Consider the following 22,142-nt stretch of genomic DNA (forward strand, 5'->3'; position numbering starts at 1 on the left):
CGGGGGGGGGGGGGCCCCGGGGGCCCCGCGCCTCCCGTCTGTCCATGGCCGGGATCAGGGCGTCAGGACGATCCGTCCGAAGACCTCGCCGTCGTCCATGCGGCGGTGCGCTTCCGCAGCGTCTGCGAGCGGCAGCACCGCGTCGACGACCGGGGACAGGGTCCCCGCGGCGGCCGCGCGGAACAGTTCCGTCCGCGCCGACGCCAGGGCGTCGCGCGGCACGGAGTCGAGACTGAGGGTCGCGACCGACCGCGACTGCTGGAAGCCGCGGAGCAGGTGCGCACCGAAGTCCGCCGGCGGCATGCCGGCCACGGCGCCGACGAGGACGAGCCGACCGTTCGGTGCCAGACGGTCGATGAACGCGGGCATCGCGGGGCCGCCGACGACGTCGATGACCACGTCGTAGGAGTCCGGCCCGTCGCCCGCGCCCTGTCGGTCGAGCACGTGGGTGGCGCCGAACCCGCGCAGCCGGTCGCCTCGCTCGGCCGAACCCGTCGTCACCGCGACCGCCGCGGCACCGGCCTGTGCGGCGAGCTCGACGGCGGCGATCCCGATGCTGCCGGCGGCTCCGCGTACCAGCACCCGTTCGCCCGGGGCGAGGTGCGCGTGCGCCAGCGCGAACCGGGCGACCGGGGCGGCCGACCCCAGGGCGACGGCGTCCACGGCGTCGAACCCGTCGTCGAGCGGTGTGAGGTCTCCGGTCCCGGCGACGACACGCTCGGCGTACGCGCCACCGACGCCCGTGAACGCCCAGACCCGGCGGCCGAGCCAGACGGCGTCCCGCTCGTCCCCGACGGCGACGACGCGCCCGGCGACCTCGCTGCCCGGGACGTACCCGGGATCGAGTCCGGGGCGCGCGATGGTCCCGCGCCGGATGACGGCGTCCACGCCGCCGACGCCGGTCGCCTCGACGTCGACGAGGACCTGGCCGGGCGCGGCGACGGGTTCGGGGAGCTCGGTGGGGACGAGGCCGTCCGGCGGACCGAAGGACTGGATGGTGACTGCGTGCATGCTCGCGACGCTAACGGACGCCCGCGTCCACTTGAGTAAAGTGGGAGCGATGACCGACGAGACGTCTCACCTCCGATCCGACGCGCGCGAGAACCGCGACCGCGTGCTGCAGGCCGCGCGCGAGCTGTTCGGCGCGCGGGGCCTCGACGTGACGATGCGTGACGTGGCCCGGCACGCGGGGGTCGGGCCGGCGACGCTCTACCGGCGGTTCCCGACCCGGCAGGACCTCGTCGACGCCGCGTTCGAGGACGAGCTCGAGCTCTGCCGGAGCATCGTCCTCGAGGGTGCCGCGCTCCCGGACCCCTGGCTGGGCCTGCGTTCCGTCGTCGAGCGGACCGTCGAGTTGAACGCCCGCAACCAGGGCTTCGTCGATGCGCTCGTCGCCGCGGGCCAGGTGTCCGACCGGCTCGCACGGCACCGCGCCGAGCTCCTGCACGCGATGGCGGGCCTGGCGTTGCGAGCCAAGGCCGCGGGACGGTTGCGGCCCGACTTCGTCGTCGACGACCTGCTCCTCGTGCTGCTCGCGGCGCGGGGGCTGGGCGGGGACGACCCGGCCGAGCGACTCGGTGCCGCGCGGCGGTTCGCCGCGCTCGCACTCGACTCCTTCCGGGCGTCGGCCACGAACGAGCGGCTGCCGGAGCCCGCGCGCGTCGTGGGGGCCGTGCTCCGCGCCGCGGCGCGGCCTACTTGATCCCCGTCGAGGCGATGCCCTGCACGAACTGCCGCTGGAACGCCAGGAACACCACGAGCAGCGGCAGCACCGTCACGGTGGCGATCGCCATCACGGCACCCCACGGCGAACTGAACGCCGGGTTGTTCGTCAGCGTCGACAGCGCGACCGGCACGGTGAGGTTCTCGTTGCCCTGCAGCACGACGAGCGGCCAGAGGAAGTCGTTCCACCGGGTCATGAACCCGAGGATCACGAGTACCCCGACGAGGGGACCGCAGGTCGGCAGCACGACCCGGAAGAAGGTCTGGAACTCGCCGGCGCCGTCGAGCCGCGCGGCCTCCATCAGGGCGTCCGGCACCCCGAGCATGAACTGCCGGGCGATGAAGATCCCGACCACGTCGAACACCGTCGGCAGGATGACCGCCCAGGGGGAGTCGACGAGCCCGATCTTCGCGACGACGAGGAAGCTCGGCACGAGGGTGACCTGGATCGGGATCATGATCGTGACGAGGAACGCCGAGTAGAGCAGCCCCCGCCCGACGAACCGGAACTTCGCCAGGGCGTACCCGGCCATCAGCGAGACGACGACGCTCAGCGCGGTGCCGACACTGGTGATGAGCGCAGAGTTCCCGAGCCACCGCCAGACCGGCTGCGTGCTGAACACCTGCGCGTAGTTCTCGAAGGTGGGCCGGGTCGGGAAGAGCGAGAACGTGCCGCTCTGCGACTGGCCGCCAGGGGTGAGCGCGGAGACGACCATCCAGTACAGCGGGAAGACCATCAGGATCGCCAACGCGGTGAGTGCGGCGACGAGCACCCAGCGGCCCGGGCGTGGCTTCCGCCGCGCGGCGGTCGGACGGGAGGCGCGGGTCGACCCCGCAACGGACAGTGCCATCAGATGGCCTCCTCAGCCTTCTTGTTGGCCCGCTGCCGGAGCAGCGTGAACACGAGCAGGATCGCGACGAGCACCAGCCCGAGCGCCGCGGCGTACCCCATCCGCGCGTCGATGAACGCGGACCGGAACACGTACTGGATGAGCACCGTGGTGGAGAAGCCGGGGCCGCCGCCGGTCATCACGTAGATCACGTCGAACGCCTGCAGCGAGAACACCACGTTGAGGATGAGCAGGATCGACGTCGTCGGTCGCAGGAGCGGCCACGTGATCGTCCGGAACCGCACCCACCGCGAGGCGCCGTCGATCGCGGCTGCCTCCTTGAGCTCGGCGGGCACGGACTGCAGCGCGCCGAGGTAGATCACCATGCAGAACCCGATCCGGGTCCACACGACGACGATCACCAGGGTCGCCATCGCCCAGCCGGGCGCGGTCAGCCAGGGCACGCGGCCAAGACCGAGCGCCTCGAGCAGGTTGTTCACCACGCCGTAGTCACCGTTGAAGATCCACGACATGATGACGCCGACCACGACGCCGGCGGCGACCATCGGCACGAAGAAGAGCGCACGGAACACCGAACGCCCGGGCAGCGGTCGGTTCAGCGCCACCGCCAGGGCGAGGCCGATCGCCATCGCGGTCGGGACGGTCCCGATCGTGAAGACGAGCGTGTTCCGCAGCGCCGTCCCGATGAGCGGGTCGGAGCCCATGTCGACGAAGTTCTTCCCGCCGACCCAGGTGCCGTCGCCGAGCGAGGTGCTCGAGTCCTGGAAGCTCAGGGCGATGGCGGTCACGATCGGGATGAGCGAGAAGCCGAGGAACAGCAGTGAGGCGGGGCCGACGAACACCCAGGGGACGAACCGGCCCTGACGTCGTCGTGCGGCACCACCGGCGGGGCGCCCACCGGTCGGCGGGGCGGTCGACGCCGTGGTCCGGACCGGCCCGGTCTCAGTTCGCAGTGACACTGCGCATCGCCTCCATCATCTGGCTCGAGGCCTCCTTCGGGCTGAGCTGCCCGAGCAGGCACAGGTCGAGGTAGTCGGCGAACACCGCGTTGAGCGACGAGAAGTACTGCCCGCTCTCGGCCTTCACCATCGACAGCGGGATGGTCGACCCCTGGTCGATGAACCGCTGCATGGTGTCCGAGTTCGCGGCGTACCCGATGTCCGCCGCGTCGAGGGACTCGCGGGCGGGCAGCCAGTTGCCGTCGTGGCAGAACTGCTGCATCTTCGGCCGCGAGGTGATCATCGCGACGAGTTCGGCCGCGAGCTCGGGGTGCTTGCTCGACTTCGTGACGGCGAGGGCGTTGCCGCCGAGGTCGCTCGCCTCACCGACGTTGCGGATCATCGGCGCCGTGCCCCAGTTGTCCCGCATGTCGGTGTCGAGCTGCACGATCGACTCCGGGTTGTTGAGCATCATGCCGATCTGCCCGGTCAGGAACAGGTTGCGGGAGACGTCCCCGCCGCCGCTCTTCGACAGGTTGCCGGTGGTGGCGAGGCCGTCGGCGTACCACTTGCGTCCGAACGCCAGGGCGTCGATCGCCTCGGGGGTGTCCATCGAGGGGGTGGCACCGTCCTCGCCGAGGAACGCACCCCCGTTCTGGTAGACGAACGGCAGCCACCGGTAGGCGGTCTCCGGCGCGGACCAGCCGTACCCGAACGCGTACTTGCCGGTGACCTGCTTGACCTCCTTCGCGACGTCGAGGAACTCGTCCCACGTCCACGCGTCCGCGAGGCTCTCCGGCGGAGTGACCCCGATCCGGTCCATGACCTCGCGGTTGTAGTAGGTGATGAAGTTGTCGGTGTGCTGGAAGACGCCGTACACACCGTCGTCCCGGGCACCGATCGCCCAGAACGGCGTGCTGTAGTCCTGCTGGTAGTCCTTCGGAATCGAGCCGGAGATGTCGACGAGGCTGCCGTTCGCGGCGTACCGGCCGATCTGCTGCGGGGTGATCCGGATGACGTCGGGCGCGAGGTCCGCGGCGAGCCGGGTGATGAACCACTGGTGGAACTGGCCCGTGGTGACCTCGACGGCGACGCTGGTGCCGGGGTGCGCCGCGACGAACTCGTCGGCGATCTGCTGGTAGCTCGTGATGTCCGTCGGGATGTTCCAGGTCGACAGACGGATGTGCTTCGTGCCGCCGTGGGCAGCGGTGCCCTGGCCGGCGCAGGCGGCGAGTGCGCCGGCCATCGAGATGCCGGCCAACGCGAGGAACCCGCGTCGGGCCAGCTGGGTGGGTGGTCGGGTCGGCATGGTCCTCTCCTTCGAGGTCGTGGTGCCGTGGTGGTCCAGGAGGCGCGGTGCGCGTCCCGGGGTCCGGGTGCGTCCGTGACGGGGCCGGGTCGCGCGGTGGACCCGGCCCCGTCGGCGGACGGGGCGGTCAGACGAGGGCGGGTCGCGCCTCCTGGACGGCACCCTGCGCGGCCGGTGCCGCGGTCGCCGGACGCAGCGACTCCGGGAGCAGCGCGGCGTGCGCGTGCAGCAGCTCGTCGGTCATCTCGGCGATCCGGTCGAGCGTGAGGTGCGCCGCGGTGAGGGGGTCGAGCGCGACCGCGTGGTGGACGTGCTCGACACTGCCGGTCAGCGCCGCGCGGACGGCCAGGGTCTGCACGTTCGTGTTCGTCCGGTTGATCGCCGCGAGCTGCGGGGGGAGTTCGCCGAACGAGATCGGGGTGACCCCGTTGCCGTCAGCCAGGCAGGCGACCTCGACGCAGGCGTCCGACGGCAGGTTGGCGATCACGCCGGTGCGGTTCGGGACGTTGCCGTAGACCACCGCGGGGACGCCGGTGACGATCGCGTTGACGATGCTCGCGCCGTACTCGACCGACGGGGAGAGATCGGCCTTGAGCTTCTCGAGCTGCTGGTCGACGTCGCCCTGCTCGTCGTGGGCGAGACAGATCTCGTAGTAGTCCCAGCGCTCCGGGATGTACTCGAGCACCGTCTCCGGGTCCTTGCGGAAGTACGGCACGTACTCGCTCGCGTGGTGGCTCGACTCGGTCTCGAAGTAGCCGAACGACCGCATCAGCTGCGTGCGGACCTGCTCGTTGCCGCCCTCGTAGTTGCTCGCCGCCGCAGCCGCTTCGCTGTGGTCGCCGTCGTCGTCGTGCAGGTCGGCCGCCGCGACGCCGCGCCGGTGCTTCGCGGTCATCACCTCGCGGAGGCGCGGGTACAGGTCCTCGCCGTTCCGCCGTTTGAACTCGAGGATCCAGGCCTGGTGGTTGATGCCGGCGCTGACGTACTCGACCTCGTCGTACGGCACGTCGAGGGTCCGGGCGAGCATGCGCGTGGTGCCCTGCACGCTGTGGCAGAGGCCGACCGTGCGCAGGCCCTTCGCGTTGAGGAACGCCGTGGCCATCGCCATCGGGTTCGCGTAGTTGATGAACTGGGCGTCCGGGCAGAGCTCGAGCGCGTCGCGGGCGATGTCCTCGTAGGCGCGCACGGAGCGCAGGAAGCGGAACACGCCGCCGGGTCCCACGGTGTCGCCGACGGCCTGGTCGATGCCGTACTTCCGGGGGATCTCCACGTCCCACTTGTACGACTCCACGCCGCCGACCTGGAACGTGATGATGACGACGTCCGCGTCGGCGAGGGCCTCGCGACGGTCGGTGGTCTCGAGGACCTCGGTGCCGAGGCCGTGGTGGGCGACGAGCTCGCGGGCAGCGCTCGCGGTGCGGGCGACCCTGCCCGCGTCGAGGTCCATGAGGTGCAGCGTCGCGCCCTGCAGTGCGGGGAAGGAGACGAGGTCGCCGATGAGGCGGAACGGGAAGACGAAGCCGCCGGCGCCGATGATGGTGATCTTGGTCATGCAACGACGCTAGGAAGCGGGGGCGGGTGCGGGCCTCCGGCTTCGGACGGCGGGGTTCCAGGATCCTCGGATGGGCGCCCTCGGGTCGCTGTCGGGCCCTCGGGTCGCTGTCGTAGGCTCGCGGTGTGCTCGACGTGGAGACGATGGAAGCGGCGTACTGGAGCCACCGTGGCCCGGCGCCGCTCATGCCGTCGTCCCACCGGCACGACGACCTCGAGATCAACCTCGTGCTCGACGGGCACCTCGACTACCGCTTCGGCGGCGCCCCGGTCAGCGTGCACGCCGGCGAGATCGCGCTCTTCTGGGGCTGGACCCCGCACCAGCTCGTCGGCGACGGGACGGGGACGGGGGAGTTCCGGTGGGTGCACATCCCGCTCGGCGAGGTGCTCGCGTGGGGGCTGCCCGACCACGACCTCGGCGCGATGCTGCTCAACCGGCCGGTCGTCGTGCCGACCGAGGCCGCCGGTCGTGACGTCGAGTCGATGCTCGGCTCGTGGCAGCGGGACTTCGCGGACGAGGGCGCCGAGACCATCGCGAACCTCGAGGCCCAGGCGCTCGTCCGACGGCTGCTGCGGCACCACCGGGACGCCGTCGACCTCCGCCCGGGCGGCGGGCACGGCACCGCGGACGCCATGCACCGGGTGATCGACATGGTGCGGTTCGTGGTCGACCGGTTCCGTGAGCCGATCGAGGTGGCCGACGTGGCCGCGGCGGCGCACCTGCACCCGCACTACGCGATGTCGGTGTTCCGGCAGGACGTCGGGACGACCATCCTCGAGTACCTCACCCGGTGCCGGGTGGCCGAGGCACAGCGGTTGCTCGCGACGACCTCGATGACGACGTCGGAGATCGCGCACGCGGCGGGGTTCGGGTCGCAGTCGAGCTTCTACGCGCACTTCGCCCGGGCGTGCGGCGGGCCGCCGGGGGAGTACCGGGCGCGGTCGCGCTGACGTCCTCCGCCGCGCGCGGCGGTCAGTTGATGATCTCCCCCCGCTCGTCCGCGCGCAGCGCCGCCAGCCGATCGCGCCACGCCTGGAGTGCCTCCGGCGTCAATCGCGGCCAGTCCGTCACCTCGCCGGTGATCCGGAGCGGCGCCGTGCTGCGGTAGGAGCGCGTCGGGTTGCCCGGGAACTTCTTGTCCGTCACGTTCGGGTCGTCCTCGAAGGCGCCGGTCGGCTCGACCTCGTACACCCGGGGGAGTCCGTCGCCCGCCGCGAGCTCGGCCGCGAGCCCGGCGCCGTCCCGGAGCGCGGTGAAGTACACGTGGTTCATCACGACCTCGGGCCGGTAGTTCGAGCGGAACCCGGCGGTCAGCAGGTCGCCGACGTGCAGGTCCGCCTTGGTCCCATGGAAGAACGGCCCGTCGTCCAGTGCGTCGCTCACGGCGTCAGGCTAGCCCCGGCGCCGGCTGCGGCGGCACGTCAGGCCGTGGTGACCTCGACGCGCCGGACGCTCCGGGTCGACGCGGCGACGGCGGTGGCCAACACGATCACGACCGCGCACCCGACGAGCGTCGCCGGGGTGCCGACCACCCCCGCGAGGGGTCCGACGAGCGCCTCGCCGAGCGGCACGGCGATGAACGACCCGACCATGTCGTACGAGTACACCCGCGAGAGCAGCTCCCGCGGCACGTTCGTCTGCAGCGCGTGGTCCCAGGCGATGGAGAACAGTTCGAGGGCCGTGCCGCCAAGCAGGAACGCGACGAGGAGCACGGGGAGCGTCGGCACGAGTCCGAGCGCCGCTGCGGGCAGCGCGGTCACCGCCATCGTCGCGACCCCGATGCCGAGCGCTCGCCGGGGCCGCCACCGCAGTGCCACGACCGCGCCGAGCGCGAGCCCGACGGTCTGCGCGGACACCACGAGCCCCCAGGCAGCTCGACCGAAGGACCCGTCGGCCACCACCGGGCCGAGCACGGTCGTCGCACCGACGAAAGCGGCGTTCAGGACGGTGAACTGCGCCACCACGGTCCAGACCCACCGGCGCCGGGTGAACTCCGCCCAGCCGTCCCGGAGGTCGGCGAGCACGGACGTCGGCTCGGCGTCGACGTCCCGCACGCGTCTCGGCAGCCGGATCCGTGTGAAGAGCAGCGCGGCGAGCGCGAACCCCGCCGCGTCGATCGCCAGCCCCCAGCCGGCACCGACGACGGCGACGACCGCCGCACCCGCCGACGCCCCGACGATGGTGCCGCCGTTCAGCGCGAGCCGGATCACCGCGTTGGCGGGACGGAGTTCCGTCGCCGGGACGGTCTCCGGCACCATCGCCGCGGTCGTCGGCAGGCTCACCGCGGCGACCGCGCCGTTCAGGACGCTCAACAGGACGAGCAGCGGGACGGTGGCGCTGCCGGTCAGGACGAGCACGGCGATCGTCGCCTGGGTGGCAGCGGCCGCGAGCGACGTGACCACGAGCAGCACGTCACGGGGCAGCCGGTCGGCCAGCACGCCGCCGAAGAGCAGGACGGCGACGTTCGCCACCGACCGCGCCGCCACCACGAGACCGAGGTCGACGGGGGAGCCGGTCAGGTCGAGGACCGCGAACGCGAGGGCGATGGGGGCGACCGCGTTCCCGACGATGCTCACCGTCCGGGCGGTGACGAGCCACCGGAACGGGGCGTGCCGCAGCGGCCCGGTGCCCCTCGGCGTCCTCACGGTCGCCGCAGCGGGAACATCGAGACCGTCATCGAGACCGGCACCGTTCCCGGGGTCCGCGGTGGTCGGGCCGCGGCGTGCAGGAGCGCGGCCGCGTCCCCGACGTGCTGCACCACGCGGCGCCACGTCTCCGGTCCGACCCAGAGCTCGGCGTCGGTCGAGGTCGACGGACCGGTCGTGCGGTCGTCGGTGCGCCGGAGGAGCTCCTGGACCAGGGCCTCGACGTAGACACGCTGGTCGTCCGCGGGGAGGACCTCCGGAGCAGCACTCCCGTCGCCGTCGTCGAGGCGGAACCGCCGAGCCGACGACTCGTGCCGGTACCGCTTCGCGTCGCCGCCCCGGAGCCGCACGGTCTCGACGACCCGCACGAGTCCAGCGCGTTCGAGCACCCGCAGGTGGTAGCTCGCCGCGGCCTGGGAGACGCCGAGCTCGCGCCCGGCCTCGGCAGCGCTCATCGCCGCACCCGTGACGAGCGACAGCAGTCGCAGGCGGACGGGGTGCGCGGTCGCCCGGAGACTCTCGATGGTGGACACGGAGGCCATCGTGGTCGGACACGAGGCGACCGTCAAACGGGTCTTTGGGGGTCGCGCGCCGAGCCGAGGTCGCGCCCGGGTCCGCCGAGCGGTCCACCCCATCTCCCCCTCAGGGTGGACGCGGCCGACTCCCAGGTCCCCGTAGCGTGGCCGCCGTGATCGAAGTCGAGCACCTCACCAAACAGTACGGTCCGAAGACCGCCGTCGACGACGTCTCGTTCGTCGTGCGGCCGGGCAGCGTGACCGGCTTCCTCGGGCCGAACGGCGCCGGGAAGTCCACCACGATGCGCATGATCATGGGGCTCGACCGCCCCACGGCCGGGCGGGCAACGGTGAACGGGCAGCCGTACACGTCCTTCCGCGATCCGCTCCGGCAGGTCGGGGCGCTGCTCGAGGCGAAGGCCGTCCACCAGGGCCGCAGCGCCTACAACCACCTCCTCTCGCTCGCGGCGACCCACGGGATCCCGAAGTCCCGCGTGCACGAGGTCATCGACATGACCGGCCTCGACTCCGTCGCGAAGAAGCGCGTCGGCGGGTTCTCGCTCGGCATGGGGCAGCGACTCGGGATCGCCGCGGCACTGCTCGGCGACCCGAAGACGCTCATCCTCGACGAGCCGGTCAACGGCCTCGACCCGGACGGCGTGCTCTGGGTGCGGCAGCTCGCCCGCCGCATGGCCGCCGACGGGCGCACCGTGTTCCTGTCCAGCCACCTCATGAGCGAGATGGCGCAGACGGCCGACCGCGTCGTCGTCCTCGGCCGCGGCCGGGTCCTCGCCGACGCCCCCATCCAGGAGTTCGTCGCGGCGGGCGGTGGCACCGGCGGCAGCCGCGTCGTCGTCCGCACGCCGGCCCCCGACCAGCTGTTCCAGGCGATCGGCCCGAACGCCTCCGTCACCCCGCGCGAGGACGGCACCTTCATGGTGGTCGGCCCGGACGCGACCACGGTCGGGAACATCGCCGCACAGGTCGGCGTCCCGCTGCACGAGCTCACACCCGTGGGCGCCAGCCTGGAAGAGGCCTACATGGCGCTCACCCGGGACGACGTCGAGTACCGATCGGAGGGCACCCGATGACCGCCACGACCCTGCCGCCCACGACCCTGCCGCCCACGATCGGGCTCGGCTTCGGCCGGCTCGTCCGCAGCGAGTGGATCAAGCTCCGCAGCATCCGCTCCACGATCTGGTGCCTGGCGATCCTCGTCGTGGTCACGATCGCGATGGCCGTGCTCATCGGCAACGCCCTCGACGTCGGCACGCCCGTCGCCCAGGACTCCGCGAACGGCACCCTCGTCACGATCAACACCGCGAGCGTCTCCCTGACGGCACTCGTCGTCGCGGTGCTCGGCGTGCTCATCATCACGGGGGAGTACGGCACCGGCCAGGTCCGCTCGACCTTCACCGCCGACCCCCGCCGGACGGGTGTGATCCTCGCGAAGGCCTCGGTCCTCGCGGTCACCACCTTCGTCGTCAGCGCGGTGTCGATCTGGATCGGGGTGTTCGCCTCGGCGGCCCTGCAGGCGGGCAAGGGCGTGCACGCCGACCTCGCCGATCCGTCGGTGTTCATGCCGCTGTTCGGCGCCTCGGTGTACGTCACGCTCCTCGCCCTGCTCGCGTACGGCATCGGACTCCTCGTCCGGTCGAGCGCCGGCGGGATCGCGATCACCCTCGGGCTCCTGCTCGTCGTCCCGATCGTGCTGTCGCTCATCGCGAGCGTGCTGCAGGCGCAGTGGCTCCTCGACGTCACGAAGTTCCTGCCCGACCAGGCCGGGATGCAGCTGTTCACCTACTCGGCCGGCGACGCCGCGCCGCAGGACGGCATCGTCCTGAACGGCTGGGGCGGCTTCGGCGTGCTCGCGGCCGAGGTGGCCGTGGTGGGCGCACTCGCACTCGTGGTCGCACGCCGACGCGACGTCTGACGCCACCATCCCCCGGACTGGAGGCGCGGTGCCAGCTGGCGCCGCGCCTCCAGTTCCGTAGGCTCGCACCGTGCACCGCCCCCACCTCCTCGTCCCGCCGCTCGCCGTCCTGCTCCTGCTGGCCGGCTGCACGGCGACGCCGACGGTCGACGAGGAGGCGCTCGCCGACTGGCGGAGCGCGCAGGAGGCGGCGACGGAGACCGACCCGGACGTCCTCGGCGTGCTGACCGCAGACATCCAACCCGGCGACGAGGACCCGTCCGAGGTCGGGACCGGCGTCACGCTGCGGTTCCCGGCCGCGAAGGCGATCGACCACCTCGAGTTCTCGTGCTTCGGCAACGGGCACATGCGGGGGATCGTCCGCATCGAGTCCCGGGGCGGATCCGGCGACTTCACCTTCGACCCCGTGGCCTGCCGGGACAGCCCGAACCCGATCCGTCTGACGCGGCTCGCGAGCACGGACGTCGACTCCGTCGCGTTCAACGGCTTCGACAGCGACCGGTCGAGCGCGTGGCGGCTGGTCATCGTCGGGACGGCACCGTCCGCCGGCTGATCAGCGCCGGAGGTCGTACCGGTGCAGCGTCACCCCGTTGTCCCACCGCTGCTGCTCGAGCAGGTCGAGGACCAACGGCGGTCGCGCACCCGACGGCGGTGGGTCGAACAGCGGCCGCCCACGCCCGAGGACGGCGGGGTGCGTGAAGACCATCAGCTCGTCGAGGAGTCCGGCGTCGAGCAGCTGTGTCGCGATGCTCGGACCGCCGACACCGACGTCGCCGTCGGACTCGGCGCGGATGCGGGCGAGCTCGTCGATCGCGTCCTCGTCGCGGCCGATGATCCGCGTGTTGTGGTCCGCCGCCGTCCGCGACCGGGAGACCAGGACCTTCGGCTGCTCGGTCCAGATCTCGCCGTACTCGCGCATGTACGCGGGCAGGGACTCGTCGGTGCGGGCGTCGGGCCAGAACGGGTCCATCATGTCGTGGACGATGCGGCCCTCGACGGACAGCGTCATCGCCCGGGCGCGGCGGTTGAACTCGCGGTGCACGGTCTCGTCGATCCGGATCCACTCCGGTCCCTCGACGCCGCTGTGCTCACCGGCCTCGGTCTCGACGAAGCCGTCGAGCGAGGCGTTGATCCAGTACACGAACCGTGCGGGCATCTCGCGACTCCTTCGTCGGACGGGCCGGTGGGCGTGAGCGTACGCTCACGCTCGTCCGCACGCTCCTCGACGACGAGAGCAGGTCCACCGTGCGCCGGTCACTCAGAGCAGTCCTCGCGATCGCGACGGTCGCGGGACTCGCGACCACGTTCCTCCAGGTCGGTGCCAGCGGTGCGCCCGCCGTCGCCGCGGAGACCACGTCCGCACGGGGCGGTGCCGCGCCGACCCACCAGAACCCGATGACGCTCGCACTGCCGGACGGCCAGACCGCGGCGAGCTGCGCCGACCCGACCGTCGTGCGCGGGGTGGGACGCGACCGGAACTGGTACCTCTACTGCACGACCGATGCCCTCACGGCGACGGAGCAGAACCCGGACGGGTCGCTCGTGCAGCACGGGGTCCCGACGTACCGGTCCACCGACCTGACGCACTGGACGTACGTCGACGACGCCTTCCCCACGAAGCCGGCCTGGGTGGGCGACGCGAACGGCATCTGGGCGCCGGACGTCGTGTACCGCGCCGGGACGCACGGGCGTCCGGGCACGTGGTACCTCTACTACGCGGCGTCGGACACCCCCAGCGGCACGGCACCGACCGGCGGCGGGTCGGCCGTGGGGGTCGCGACGAGCCCGGGCCCGACCGGACCGTGGACGGACTCCGGCGGACCCGTCGTGGCACCGCAGGCGGCACCGAACGGCACCGGGCAGCGGTGGGAGTTCGACCCCGAGGTCATCACCGACCGCGGCAGCACGTACCTGTACTTCGGCAGCTACTTCGGCGGGGTGAACGTCCGCCGGCTGAGCACCGACGGCCTGCGGTCGATCCCCTCGACCGAGCGGCAGATCGCGATCGACAACCGCTACGAGGGCACGTACCTGATGCGGCACGATAGCTGGTGGTACTTCATGGGGTCCGCCACGAACTGCTGCAACGGCGCCCTGACCGGGTACGGCGTGTTCGTCGCCCGGTCGCGCAGCCCGCTCGGCCCGTTCACCGACCAGGACGGCGTGCGGATCACGAGCACCCGGGTAGGTGGCACGCCCCTGCTCGCCCAGAACGGCAACCGCTGGGTCGGCACCGGGCACAACACGGTCGTCACCGACCTCGCCGGGCAGGACTGGATCGTCTACCACGCCGTCGACCGGGACGACCCGTACTACGTGGGCCAGGGCACCTACACGAAGCGGCCCGTGCTCATCGACCCGCTCGACTGGGTGCACGGCTGGCCCGTGGTCCGCGGCGGAGCCGGCCCCTCGGACGGCGTGCAACCGGGGCCGGTGGCGCAGCCCGGTCAACGGCCGACGTACCGCGCCACCGCCGCACCGGTCGACGTGCCCGGTCGGACGATCCGTGCGCTGTCCACCGACTTCGACGGGACGACCCTGCCGCCGGCGCTCCGCTGGACCCGTGAGCCCGATGCCTCCGCGTGGACGGTCGCCGGGGGTGCCTTCCGGTGGCGGACGCAGGACGCCGACATCCACCCGCCGCAGACACCGCTCGCCTCGGTCCTGTCCGAACCGGCTCCTCGGGGCGACTGGGTGGCCGAGACCACCGTCGCGGTCGACACCCCGGCGACCGGCGACGGCGTGAACTACGTGCAGGGCGGGCTCATCGTGTACGGGAGCGACAGCGACTACGTCCGCCTGACCTCGAACTCGATCTTCGACACCCGGCAGACGGAGTTCGGCAAGCAGGTCTCCGGGCAACCGGCCGGCGCCCCGACCTACGGGAACATGGTCGTCGGGCCGGTCGGGGACACCACCACGCTGCGGATCGTGCACCGGTTCGTGGCCGGGGAGCACCGATACACCGCGTACACCAGCGTCGACGGACGGCACTTCGTGCGCGGCGGGACGTGGACGGCGGACCTCGGGGCCGAGCCGCGGATCGGGCTGATCTCGCTCGGCGGTGCGGGCTTCACGAGCACCTTCGACGACCTGCGGGTGAGCACGGTGGCGACGGGCCGCTGAGCGCGTCGACGGAACACGATCCCCGCCGGGATGCGAAGATGCATCGTTGCCTGCCGGAACCGAGAACGAGGGTCAGATGAGTCCGACCGAGGACACCGCGTCCACGGCCCCACTGCTCGACGGGCGGTACCGGCTCGAACACGCCATCGGCCAGGGCGGCATGTCCGTCGTGTACCGCGGGGTCGACGAGAGCCTCCACCGGCCCGTCGCCGTGAAGGTGTTCCACGCTGGCACCGTCGACGTCGCCCGGCAGGAGGCCGAGCTCGGCGTCCTGGCGTCCCTCGAGCACCACAACCTCGTGAGCCTGCTCGACACCGGCGTCGTCACCGGCCACGACGGCACCCGTCAGCGGTACCTCGTGATGGCGCTGGTCGCCGGGCAGGACCTCGAGGACCGGCTCTCCGTCGGCCCGCTCGCCTCCCGCCACATCGCCGAGATCGGCTACGACATGGCCGAGGCGCTGCACTACATCCACAGCCACGGCGTCGTGCACCGCGACATCAAGCCGTCGAACATCCTGCTCGTCGACTACGGCAACGACTCCGACCGTGCACGTGCCCGGTTGACCGACTTCGGCATCGCGCTCGCCGCCGGTGTCGAGCGGCTGACGGCCGACGGCGTGACCACCGGGACCGCCGCCTACCTCAGCCCCGAGCAGGCGCGGGGCGGCGAGGTCGGTCCGCCGAGCGACGTCTACTCGCTCGGGCTCGTGCTGCTGCAGTGCTTCACCCGCCGTCGGGAGTTCCCGGGGTCGCTCGTCGAGTCCGCCGTCGCGCGGTTGTCCCGCGACCCGGTGCTGCCCGAGCCGCTGCCCGAGCACTGGAAGGTCCTGCTCCGGGCGATGACCGCGCAGGACCCGGCAGCGCGCCCGGCCGGTGCCGATCTCGTGACCATGCTCCGCGACGTCGTCATCGCGGAGACCACCGCCGCCGACCACGTCGTCGAGACGACGTCCGCGGCCCAGCCGGCAGGCGACGCCGACCGTGCCCGCCCGGCGACGCTCGACAGCCTGCCCGAACAGGCGCTGCAGCGCACGACGGCGATGGCCGCGAGACTGTTCGACGCCCCGATCGCGCTGGTCGAGGTCCTCGACGAGGACCGTGCCTGGTCGCAGTCGTACATCGCTCCCGGTGTCGACGACGCGGCGCGCCACATCAACTTCCGCAACGGGTTCGCCCCGGTGCCGGTGCCCGTCGTGATCCCGGACGGCCAGACGCACCCCGAGATGCAGCACAGCCCGCTCGTCACCGGCCCGCTCGGCATCCGGTTCTACGTCAGCGTCCCGCTGGTGAAGCACGACGGCACCCCGATCGGCACGCTCGCGGTGCTCGACACGAAGCCGCGCCAGACGACCGGGGCGGACCTCGCGAACCTGCACGACCTCGCCGCGCTCGCCGTCACCCAGCTCGAGATCCGTCAGGAGTCGCTCCGCACGACGAGCGACGCGCTGCCGCTGGCACCCTGACGGGTGGTCGCGGTCAGGCGTCGGTGAGGGCTGCCGCGTAGGCCCGGACCGACCGGTGGTACCGGGGGAGCGTCGGCTCCACCGCCTCGATCGCGACCCGGAGCGCCTCGTCGTGGCGACCGGCACTGTGCAGCGCGAGTGCGAGGAACACCTTCGGCGCTGCGCCGGTCGCCGGGTGCTCGGGGGCGTCGCGGAGCATCGTGATCGCCTCGTCGACCCGGCCGAGGTTGCGGAGCGTCGAGGCGTGCTGGACGACCATCCGCGCCGCCCTCGTCGGGTCCACGGTGTCGAGCCCGGCTGCCGTCGCGGCCGTGTAGTGGACGTCGGCCTCGGCTTCGTGGCCGCCGGAGTCGTTCGCCCCGCCGAGCTCGAACGCGCCCAGCGCCGGGTGGGGTGCGGCGTCGGCGAGGACCCGCATGCGGTTGATGCGCTCCTGGTCGTCGATGGTGTCGTCGGCCCAGAGTTCGGCGACGCGGGCTTCCCAGTCCTCGGTGCTCATCCCACCAGCGTATTGGCGGACCGGTCCAGGCCGTGCTCGCCCGGGCCGTGCCGGATCGCGCCGTGCTCGACCGGGCCGTCCGAGACCGTCGCCCGGAACGACCGGACGAGGGGCACCCCCGGGTGCACGAGCGTCGGGGTGCGCCAGGCGAGCGCCGAGCCGACCGCGGGGTACTCGGCGGCACGGACGAACCACGGGTCGTCGTGGTCGAGGGCCTCGAACCGGATCGTGGCGCCGACGCCCTCGAACACGGCCGACCACTCGACCCACGGCGCGACCGACCCGTGCACCGCGTCCTCGCCGCTGGCCGTCGCCGTCCGGACCGCGATGTCGGCGCACGGCGGGAAGCGCCAGGTGAAGCCGCCGTACCCGGCCCCGACCCGACCGTTGCTGCCCGGGCCGCCGAGCCGGACGACCGCGTCCCCTGGCACGCGGAACGACGACGACCACGTGAGCTCCCACCCGGTGTCGACCGCCCGCCAGGCGAGGGCCCGGTCCTCGTGCAGGGTGACGTGGCCGTCGGGACCGCGCCAGACGACCTCCTGCCGCAGGGAGGGGCCGTGGTGCTCGGCGTGCACGACCGTTGCGCTCCCGTGGTCGTCGCGCCAGACGTAGCCCTCGCCGTGGACGTACGTCCGTCCGCCCCAGCAGTTCACGCCGTCGAGGTCGGGGATCGCGAACCCGACGCCGCAGTGCCAGTCGTGGTCCGGCGGGTGGTGGGCGCTCACGACCGTGCCGCCGAGGGTCCGCACCGGGTGCAGGTACGGGCGGGGCGACGACGTCGGGATCGTCCCCGCGCCGTCGAGGACCGATGCGACCGCGACGCCGTCGACGACGAGCTCGTCGAGCACCTCGTCGCGGTCCGCGTGCGCCCAGGGTGCGCCGACCTCGGAGAACAGTGCGCCCTGGTCCGCCGCGCGGTCGACGACCGCCTCGACGTCCGTGACGAGCGGCCGACGCGCGGGCCCCTCGCCGTCCCACGTCACCCACGGGTGGTCGATCTGCACCGGTTCGGTCGCCCGCACGGCTTCGAGCACCTCGACGAACGCGCCGGTCGACACGAGCGGCACGAGCAGCGCGTCGCCGCGGGACCGGTGGGCGAGCAGGTTCTCGAGCAGGTCGGTGCGCCCGAGGCCGTGGGTCACCCCGTCGATCGTGACCTCGTCGGTCGTGTACCCGAGGACCGCGCTCCCGGTCGTGCCGCGGACCCGCACGCTCGGGAGGACCTCGGTCGGCCCGCACAGGGTGAGCGCCGCGGTCGCCTCGCGTCCGGCGGTCGTCGTGACCCGGACGGCCGAGGTGTCGTCGCCCTCGATCGCGTTCGCCCGGTACAGCTCGACCTCGACGCGCGCCACCTCGTCGGCTCGACGGCAGCCGACGAGCGCGAGGGCGGTCGCCACGGCGTGGGCGAGCGGGTTCGTGATGACCCCGTCGAGGACGTCGACCCCGTCCACCCGGCGGCGGCCGGCCCAGGCGGAGCGGTCCCAGTACGCCTGGTCGCGCGTCCAGGTGCCGACGGCCGCGGCGGACCGGACGGTCCCGACGAGCGACCCGTCACGGAGTGCGGGCAGCGCGTGCGACCCGAGGCTCTGGAACCCCACCTGGACCACGCGCCCGCTGCGTCGTTCGGCGTCGAGCAGGCTCGCCAGGTCCGCGCGGGTCGTGACCGGGGGCTTCTCGAGGAGGACGTCGGCGCCGCTCTCGAGGGCGGCCAGGGCGAGGGGGAGGTGCGCGGCGATCGGGGCCGCGACCACGACGACGTCGACCGGGCCGGTCGCGCGGGCCGCGGCGACGTCGTGGACGACGGGCACGCCGCCGTCCACGTCGGCGTCGAGGGTCGGGTCGACGACGGCCGTCAGCGTGCAGACACCGAGGCCGACGAGCCGGTCGATGGTCGCCCGGTGGTGCAGGCCGTAGCCGCGCGCGCCGACGAGGACGATGCCGGGAGGCGCGGTGCGGCTCGGGTCTCCGGCCGCCGGTCGCTCCGTGGTCACGACCCCACCGACGGGGTGCCGATCACGACACGGGTCCGGCCCGGCGCGCGTCCGGTGACGTGGACGTGCGAGCCCGTCGGCCGGTCCGTCCCGCCGAGGAACGCGTAGTCCTGGCCGGGCGCGTAGAACGCGGGTTGCCCGGGGCCGGAGCCGTTGCCCGGCCCGATCGTCACGGTGTCGGTGCCGACGCGGTACGAAGCGGTCCCGGTGACGAGGACGCGTTCGGCGGTGGCGGCATCGGTGCTCACACCGGAGAACGTACCCCCGTCGCGGAACGTCAGCTGGAGCGACCACGGGACGTCGGCCCCAGCGGTCTCGATGTCGAGCGTGACCGCGTCGGCCGTCAGGGCGACGTCGACCGTCGTCGTGAGCGCCACCTCGTCGGCGGTCCGGCTACCGAAAGCCATCGACGCCGAGAACCGCCCCTCGTCGGCGAGCGCGTAGTCACCGTCTGCCCGCCGGTGCTCGGGTGCGAGCGGCTGGTGGTAGTCGGCCGACACGCGTTCGGTCAGCCGGAACCGGCCGGCGCCGAGGTCCTCGAGCCTCGTCGGGCGGAACGGGCCGAGGCCGAAGAACTCCCGCGAGAGCCGGACGTCGGTGAGGACGACGGCGCCGGCGACGACCCGCAGGAACGTCGGGCTGTTCGCGAGCCCGGAGCGGACGTGTCCGGCCGCCGGGACGTCCGAGCCGGCGAAGAGCACGACGTCGCGGTCGGCCTCGCGGACGTGGACGAGCCGTGCCGCCCGGAACGTCGAGGTGCACCGGGGGAGCGGTGCGCCCGCCGGCAGCGGCCGCTCGAGCACCGGGTCGGTCATCGCCCGTGCGGCCACCGCGCCGGGCTGCCAGGTGTCGGCGACCGCTGCCCGGGCGGCGACGGCGGCGAGGTCGGCTCGGCCGTCGAGCACCGCGACGTGCCAGAGCAGGGGTGCGAACGGTCCGATCCCGAACGGCCGCGACTGGTCCTGCCGTCGGGACTGCACGGTCTCGACGGTGTCGTCGGGCAGGAGCAGCGCGAGTGTCGCGTCGAGCGAGCGGCGCACCGGGTCGAGCAGCTCGAGCCGCCCCAGCACCGACGCCAGCACGAGGAAGGACGGGCACGAGACCGCCGCGGCGTAGTTCGGGCTGCGCTCGGACCACAGGCCGTCGGCGTCGATGTCCGGTCCCTCGGCGAGCCACTCGTCGATCCGCTCGACGAGGGCCGGGTCGGGGTGGAGCCGGTGGACGCGGGCGAGTGCGGCCGCGATCTCCCACCGGTGGTTCGGGGTGTGCACGCCACCCGTCAGCAACGCCGGGGTCGCGCGGTGCACGATCTCGTCGAGGTCGTCGGCCAGCGCCGCGGCCGTCGGCACGGTCGCACGGTACGGCGCGAGGAGCTCGATGGCGTCGCACACGTCGTTGACCGTGAACGCGGAGTCGGGTGGGGAGAGGACGTTGTCGCCGCCGACGAACGTGCCGCCGGGGGACTGCCTGGTGGCGAGGTGCCGGACCCAGCCGTGCGCGGTGGCGAGGTCGTCGTCGGTGGGGCGAGCCGCGCCTCCCGTCCGCTCGTTCCGGACCCACGCCCCGACCAGGGTGAGGGCGCGCGCCATGAGTTCGCGGTGCTGCAGCGTCTCCGGGGCGTCGGTGGCCTGCCGGAGCCGGGCCGCGTCGGCGTCGGCCGCGGTGCCGGCGAGGTCGAGGAAGCCCATCAGTCCTTGAGGCCCGCGTTGAGGTCCGCGCCGTTCACGTACTTCTGGAAGACCAGGTAGATGAGGACGAGCGGGATGATCGAGATCACCGAGGCGCCGAGCAGGACCGTCCAGTTGACGTTCTCCGCGCCGACGATGCTCTGCAGCGCGATCTGGATCGTGAACTGGTGCGGGTCGTTGAGGACGAGCAGTGGCCAGATGTAGTCGTTCCACCGCCACTGGAACGAGAAGATCGCGAGCGTCAGCATGATCGGGCGGGAGATCGGCAGCATGATCCGCCAGAAGATCCCGAACTCGCTCGCGCCGTCGATGCGGGCGGCCTCGACGAGGTCGTCCGGCACGGTGAGGAAGAACTGCCGGAACATGAAGATGCCGGTCGCGGTGATCACCGACGGCACGATGATGCCGGCGAGCGAGTCGTACATGCCGAGGTCGCGGATCACGATGAACGTCGGCGCGAGGATGACCTCGGTCGGGAGCATCGTCGTCGCGAGGATGCAGACGAAGAAGACCTTGAGCCACTTGTTGTCGTACTTCGCCAGCGCGTACCCCGTCGCCGCGCTCGCCAGCACGGTGAGGACGGTGGTGACCAGCGCGACGATGACGGTGTTGCCGAAGTAGCGGGCGAAGTCGTAGCTCGCCCAGGCCTCCGTGAAGCCGCTGACCGACCACGTCTTCGGGAACAGGGTGAGCGGGTAGGAGAACAGCTCGCCGCCGGGCTTGAACGCGCTCAGGACGAACCAGAGCACGGGGAAGCCGAACGCGATGATGAAGACCCAGAGCAGGGCGGTGGCGGCGATGGCCCTGGGGCGGCGCGGGCCGTCGAGGCGTTTGGTCCTGGTCGTGTTCCTGGTGGTTCCCGACGTGACGTCGGTCGCGGGTGCGCCGGAGGCGCTGGGCAGGGTTGCGGTCATCGGCGGGCCTCCGTCCGACGGTTCACGGCCAGCTGGATGAGCGCGATGGCCATGAGGATGAGCATGAGGACCATCGACGCCGCGCTCGCGTAGCCGATGTGGGCGTTCTGGAACCCGTTCGTGTAGATGTACTGCACGAGCAGGTTGTTGTCGGTGCCGGGACCGCCGCCGTTGAGTGCCTGGATCGTCGCGAACTCCTTGAAGGCGCCGAGCGACGACAGCAGGACCACGATGAACGACGTCGGTGCGATGCTCGGCAGCGTGATGTAGCGGAACTGGTGCCAGGCGCCGGCGCCGTCGAGGGACGCCGCCTCGTAGTAGGACTGCGGCACGTTCCGGATCGCGGCCACGAACAGCAGCATGTTGAAGGCGGCTCCGGCCCACGCGGTGGCGAACACCACGACGAGCAGCGACAGGTCCGCGTTCGACTGCCACGGGACGGCCTTGCCGCCGAAGGACTCGATGACGAAGTTCGCGAGCCCGAAGTTCTCGCCGAACATCCACCGCCAGATGACGCCGGTCACGATCGGCGAGATGAGCCACGGCACGAAGAAGACGATGCGGGCGACGCTCCGGCCCTTCGCCGCGGGGCTCGTGAGCATGAGCGCCATCGACAGGGAGAGCACGAAGCCGAGCGGAACCGCCACGATCGCGTAGAGGAACGTCCGGAGGAGTGCCGCGTAGAAGGTGTCGTCGGCGAACAGCTCGAAGTAGTTCTCGAGCCCGATGAACTTCGGGGCGACGACACCGTTGTAGTCGGTGAACGAGTAGCCGAGGCCGATGACCGCGGGCCACACGAAGAACACCACGAACAGCACCGCGTTGACGCTGACGAAGAGGATCGGGGCGAGGACGGGCTTGCTGACGCCGGAGCGGCGGCGCTTGGTCGTCTTCGCGGCTCCGGGCCGGCGGGGCGGCACCGGGGTGGGCACGGCGGTCTGCACGTCGCCGGCTGCGGTGGGGATGCTCACGATGATCCTCTTCGTTCGTC

The 22,142-nt window shown here is 72.4% G+C and carries 21 protein-coding genes; 7 read left to right on the forward strand and 14 right to left on the reverse strand.

Annotation, left to right across the window (positions count from 1 at the left end; all coding sequences use genetic code 11):
• Positions 1–54: 54 nt before the first annotated feature.
• A complete protein-coding gene (locus tag WFH25_RS12665) occupies positions 55–1,011 on the reverse strand; it encodes a zinc-binding dehydrogenase (RefSeq protein ID WP_336697934.1) in 957 nt (318 codons plus the stop codon).
• A gap of 49 nt (positions 1,012–1,060) precedes the next feature.
• Between WFH25_RS12665 and WFH25_RS12670 the strand changes: the two genes are divergently transcribed.
• Positions 1,061–1,702, forward strand: a complete 642-nt coding sequence (locus WFH25_RS12670; protein ID WP_336697935.1) for a TetR/AcrR family transcriptional regulator — start codon at positions 1,061–1,063, stop codon at positions 1,700–1,702.
• Here the strand turns inward: WFH25_RS12670 and WFH25_RS12675 are convergent.
• From WFH25_RS12675 to melA, 4 genes are all read right to left on the reverse strand, one after another.
• Positions 1,695–2,573, reverse strand: coding sequence for a carbohydrate ABC transporter permease (locus WFH25_RS12675; protein WP_336697936.1), 879 nt, complete (start codon positions 2,571–2,573; stop codon positions 1,695–1,697). The two genes, WFH25_RS12670 and WFH25_RS12675, sit on opposite strands and share 8 nt — an antisense overlap.
• Entirely contained in the window at positions 2,573–3,532 is a 960-nt protein-coding gene (locus WFH25_RS12680) for a carbohydrate ABC transporter permease (protein WP_336697938.1), read from the reverse strand. The genes WFH25_RS12675 and WFH25_RS12680 overlap by 1 nt, the downstream gene beginning before the upstream one ends.
• Positions 3,516–4,820, reverse strand: a complete 1,305-nt coding sequence (locus WFH25_RS12685; protein ID WP_071295460.1) for an ABC transporter substrate-binding protein — start codon at positions 4,818–4,820, stop codon at positions 3,516–3,518. The genes WFH25_RS12680 and WFH25_RS12685 overlap by 17 nt, the downstream gene beginning before the upstream one ends.
• 127 nt (positions 4,821–4,947) lie before the next feature.
• Positions 4,948–6,372, reverse strand: coding sequence for an alpha-galactosidase (gene melA, locus WFH25_RS12690; RefSeq protein WP_336697941.1), 1,425 nt, complete (start codon positions 6,370–6,372; stop codon positions 4,948–4,950).
• Between the two features lie 125 nt (positions 6,373–6,497).
• Here melA and WFH25_RS12695 point away from each other — a divergent pair, with 125 nt between their 5' ends.
• Positions 6,498–7,322 (forward strand): helix-turn-helix domain-containing protein, encoded by an 825-nt coding sequence (locus WFH25_RS12695; RefSeq protein ID WP_092383866.1) that lies wholly within the window; start codon positions 6,498–6,500, stop codon positions 7,320–7,322.
• Between the two features lie 22 nt (positions 7,323–7,344).
• Here the strand turns inward: WFH25_RS12695 and arr are convergent, their stop codons facing one another.
• The 3 genes from arr to WFH25_RS12710 are packed head-to-tail and all read right to left on the reverse strand — an operon-like array spanning position 7,345 to position 9,550.
• Complete coding sequence (arr, locus tag WFH25_RS12700) at positions 7,345–7,755, reverse strand: NAD(+)--rifampin ADP-ribosyltransferase (protein WP_309779125.1); 411 nt, start codon at positions 7,753–7,755, stop codon at positions 7,345–7,347.
• Between the two features lie 38 nt (positions 7,756–7,793).
• Positions 7,794–9,017, reverse strand: coding sequence for an MFS transporter (locus WFH25_RS12705; protein WP_336697942.1), 1,224 nt, complete (start codon positions 9,015–9,017; stop codon positions 7,794–7,796).
• Positions 9,014–9,550, reverse strand: a complete 537-nt coding sequence (locus WFH25_RS12710; RefSeq protein ID WP_083414121.1) for a helix-turn-helix domain-containing protein — start codon at positions 9,548–9,550, stop codon at positions 9,014–9,016. Before WFH25_RS12710 ends, WFH25_RS12705 begins: the two co-directional genes overlap by 4 nt.
• Before the next feature lie 155 nt (positions 9,551–9,705).
• On the opposite strand from WFH25_RS12710, the gene WFH25_RS12715 reads away from it, so the two are divergent.
• From WFH25_RS12715 to WFH25_RS12725, 3 genes are all read left to right on the forward strand, one after another.
• Positions 9,706–10,623, forward strand: coding sequence for an ABC transporter ATP-binding protein (locus WFH25_RS12715; RefSeq protein ID WP_071303698.1), 918 nt, complete (start codon positions 9,706–9,708; stop codon positions 10,621–10,623).
• Positions 10,620–11,465, forward strand: a complete 846-nt coding sequence (locus WFH25_RS12720; RefSeq protein WP_336697944.1) for an ABC transporter permease — start codon at positions 10,620–10,622, stop codon at positions 11,463–11,465. The genes WFH25_RS12715 and WFH25_RS12720 overlap by 4 nt, the downstream gene beginning before the upstream one ends.
• Before the next feature lie 70 nt (positions 11,466–11,535).
• Positions 11,536–12,018, forward strand: a complete 483-nt coding sequence (locus tag WFH25_RS12725) for a hypothetical protein (RefSeq protein ID WP_336697945.1) — start codon at positions 11,536–11,538, stop codon at positions 12,016–12,018.
• Here WFH25_RS12725 and WFH25_RS12730 read toward each other — a convergent pair whose 3' ends face one another.
• Positions 12,019–12,621 (reverse strand): dihydrofolate reductase family protein, encoded by a 603-nt coding sequence (locus WFH25_RS12730; RefSeq protein ID WP_070416472.1) that lies wholly within the window; start codon positions 12,619–12,621, stop codon positions 12,019–12,021. It abuts the gene before it with no gap.
• On the opposite strand from WFH25_RS12730, the gene WFH25_RS12735 reads away from it, so the two are divergent.
• Positions 12,612–14,591, forward strand: coding sequence for a family 43 glycosylhydrolase (locus WFH25_RS12735; protein ID WP_336697947.1), 1,980 nt, complete (start codon positions 12,612–12,614; stop codon positions 14,589–14,591). The two genes, WFH25_RS12730 and WFH25_RS12735, sit on opposite strands and share 10 nt — an antisense overlap.
• A 76-nt stretch (positions 14,592–14,667) precedes the next feature.
• Positions 14,668–16,056, forward strand: coding sequence for a serine/threonine-protein kinase (locus tag WFH25_RS12740; RefSeq protein WP_092383852.1), 1,389 nt, complete (start codon positions 14,668–14,670; stop codon positions 16,054–16,056).
• Positions 16,057–16,069: 13 nt separating this feature from the next.
• Here the strand turns inward: WFH25_RS12740 and WFH25_RS12745 are convergent, their stop codons facing one another.
• From WFH25_RS12745 to WFH25_RS12765, 5 genes are read right to left on the reverse strand one after another with little or no spacing between them, the layout of a single operon-like run.
• Complete coding sequence (locus WFH25_RS12745; protein ID WP_092383850.1) at positions 16,070–16,555, reverse strand: tetratricopeptide repeat protein; 486 nt, start codon at positions 16,553–16,555, stop codon at positions 16,070–16,072.
• Complete coding sequence (locus tag WFH25_RS12750; RefSeq protein WP_336697949.1) at positions 16,552–18,549, reverse strand: DUF6807 family protein; 1,998 nt, start codon at positions 18,547–18,549, stop codon at positions 16,552–16,554. The genes WFH25_RS12745 and WFH25_RS12750 overlap by 4 nt, the downstream gene beginning before the upstream one ends.
• The gene (locus tag WFH25_RS12755) at positions 18,546–20,237 is read right to left on the reverse strand and encodes a hypothetical protein (RefSeq protein WP_336697950.1); all 1,692 of its coding nucleotides are present in this window, start codon (positions 20,235–20,237) and stop codon (positions 18,546–18,548) included. Before WFH25_RS12755 ends, WFH25_RS12750 begins: the two co-directional genes overlap by 4 nt.
• Positions 20,237–21,151, reverse strand: coding sequence for a carbohydrate ABC transporter permease (locus WFH25_RS12760; protein ID WP_336697951.1), 915 nt, complete (start codon positions 21,149–21,151; stop codon positions 20,237–20,239). Before WFH25_RS12760 ends, WFH25_RS12755 begins: the two co-directional genes overlap by 1 nt.
• Positions 21,148–22,122, reverse strand: coding sequence for a carbohydrate ABC transporter permease (locus WFH25_RS12765; protein WP_217647206.1), 975 nt, complete (start codon positions 22,120–22,122; stop codon positions 21,148–21,150). The genes WFH25_RS12760 and WFH25_RS12765 overlap by 4 nt, the downstream gene beginning before the upstream one ends.
• Positions 22,123–22,142: the final 20 nt, after the last annotated feature.

Source organism: Curtobacterium sp. USHLN213 (genome assembly GCF_037144815.1).
Classification (GTDB): Bacteria; Actinomycetota; Actinomycetes; order Actinomycetales; family Microbacteriaceae; genus Curtobacterium.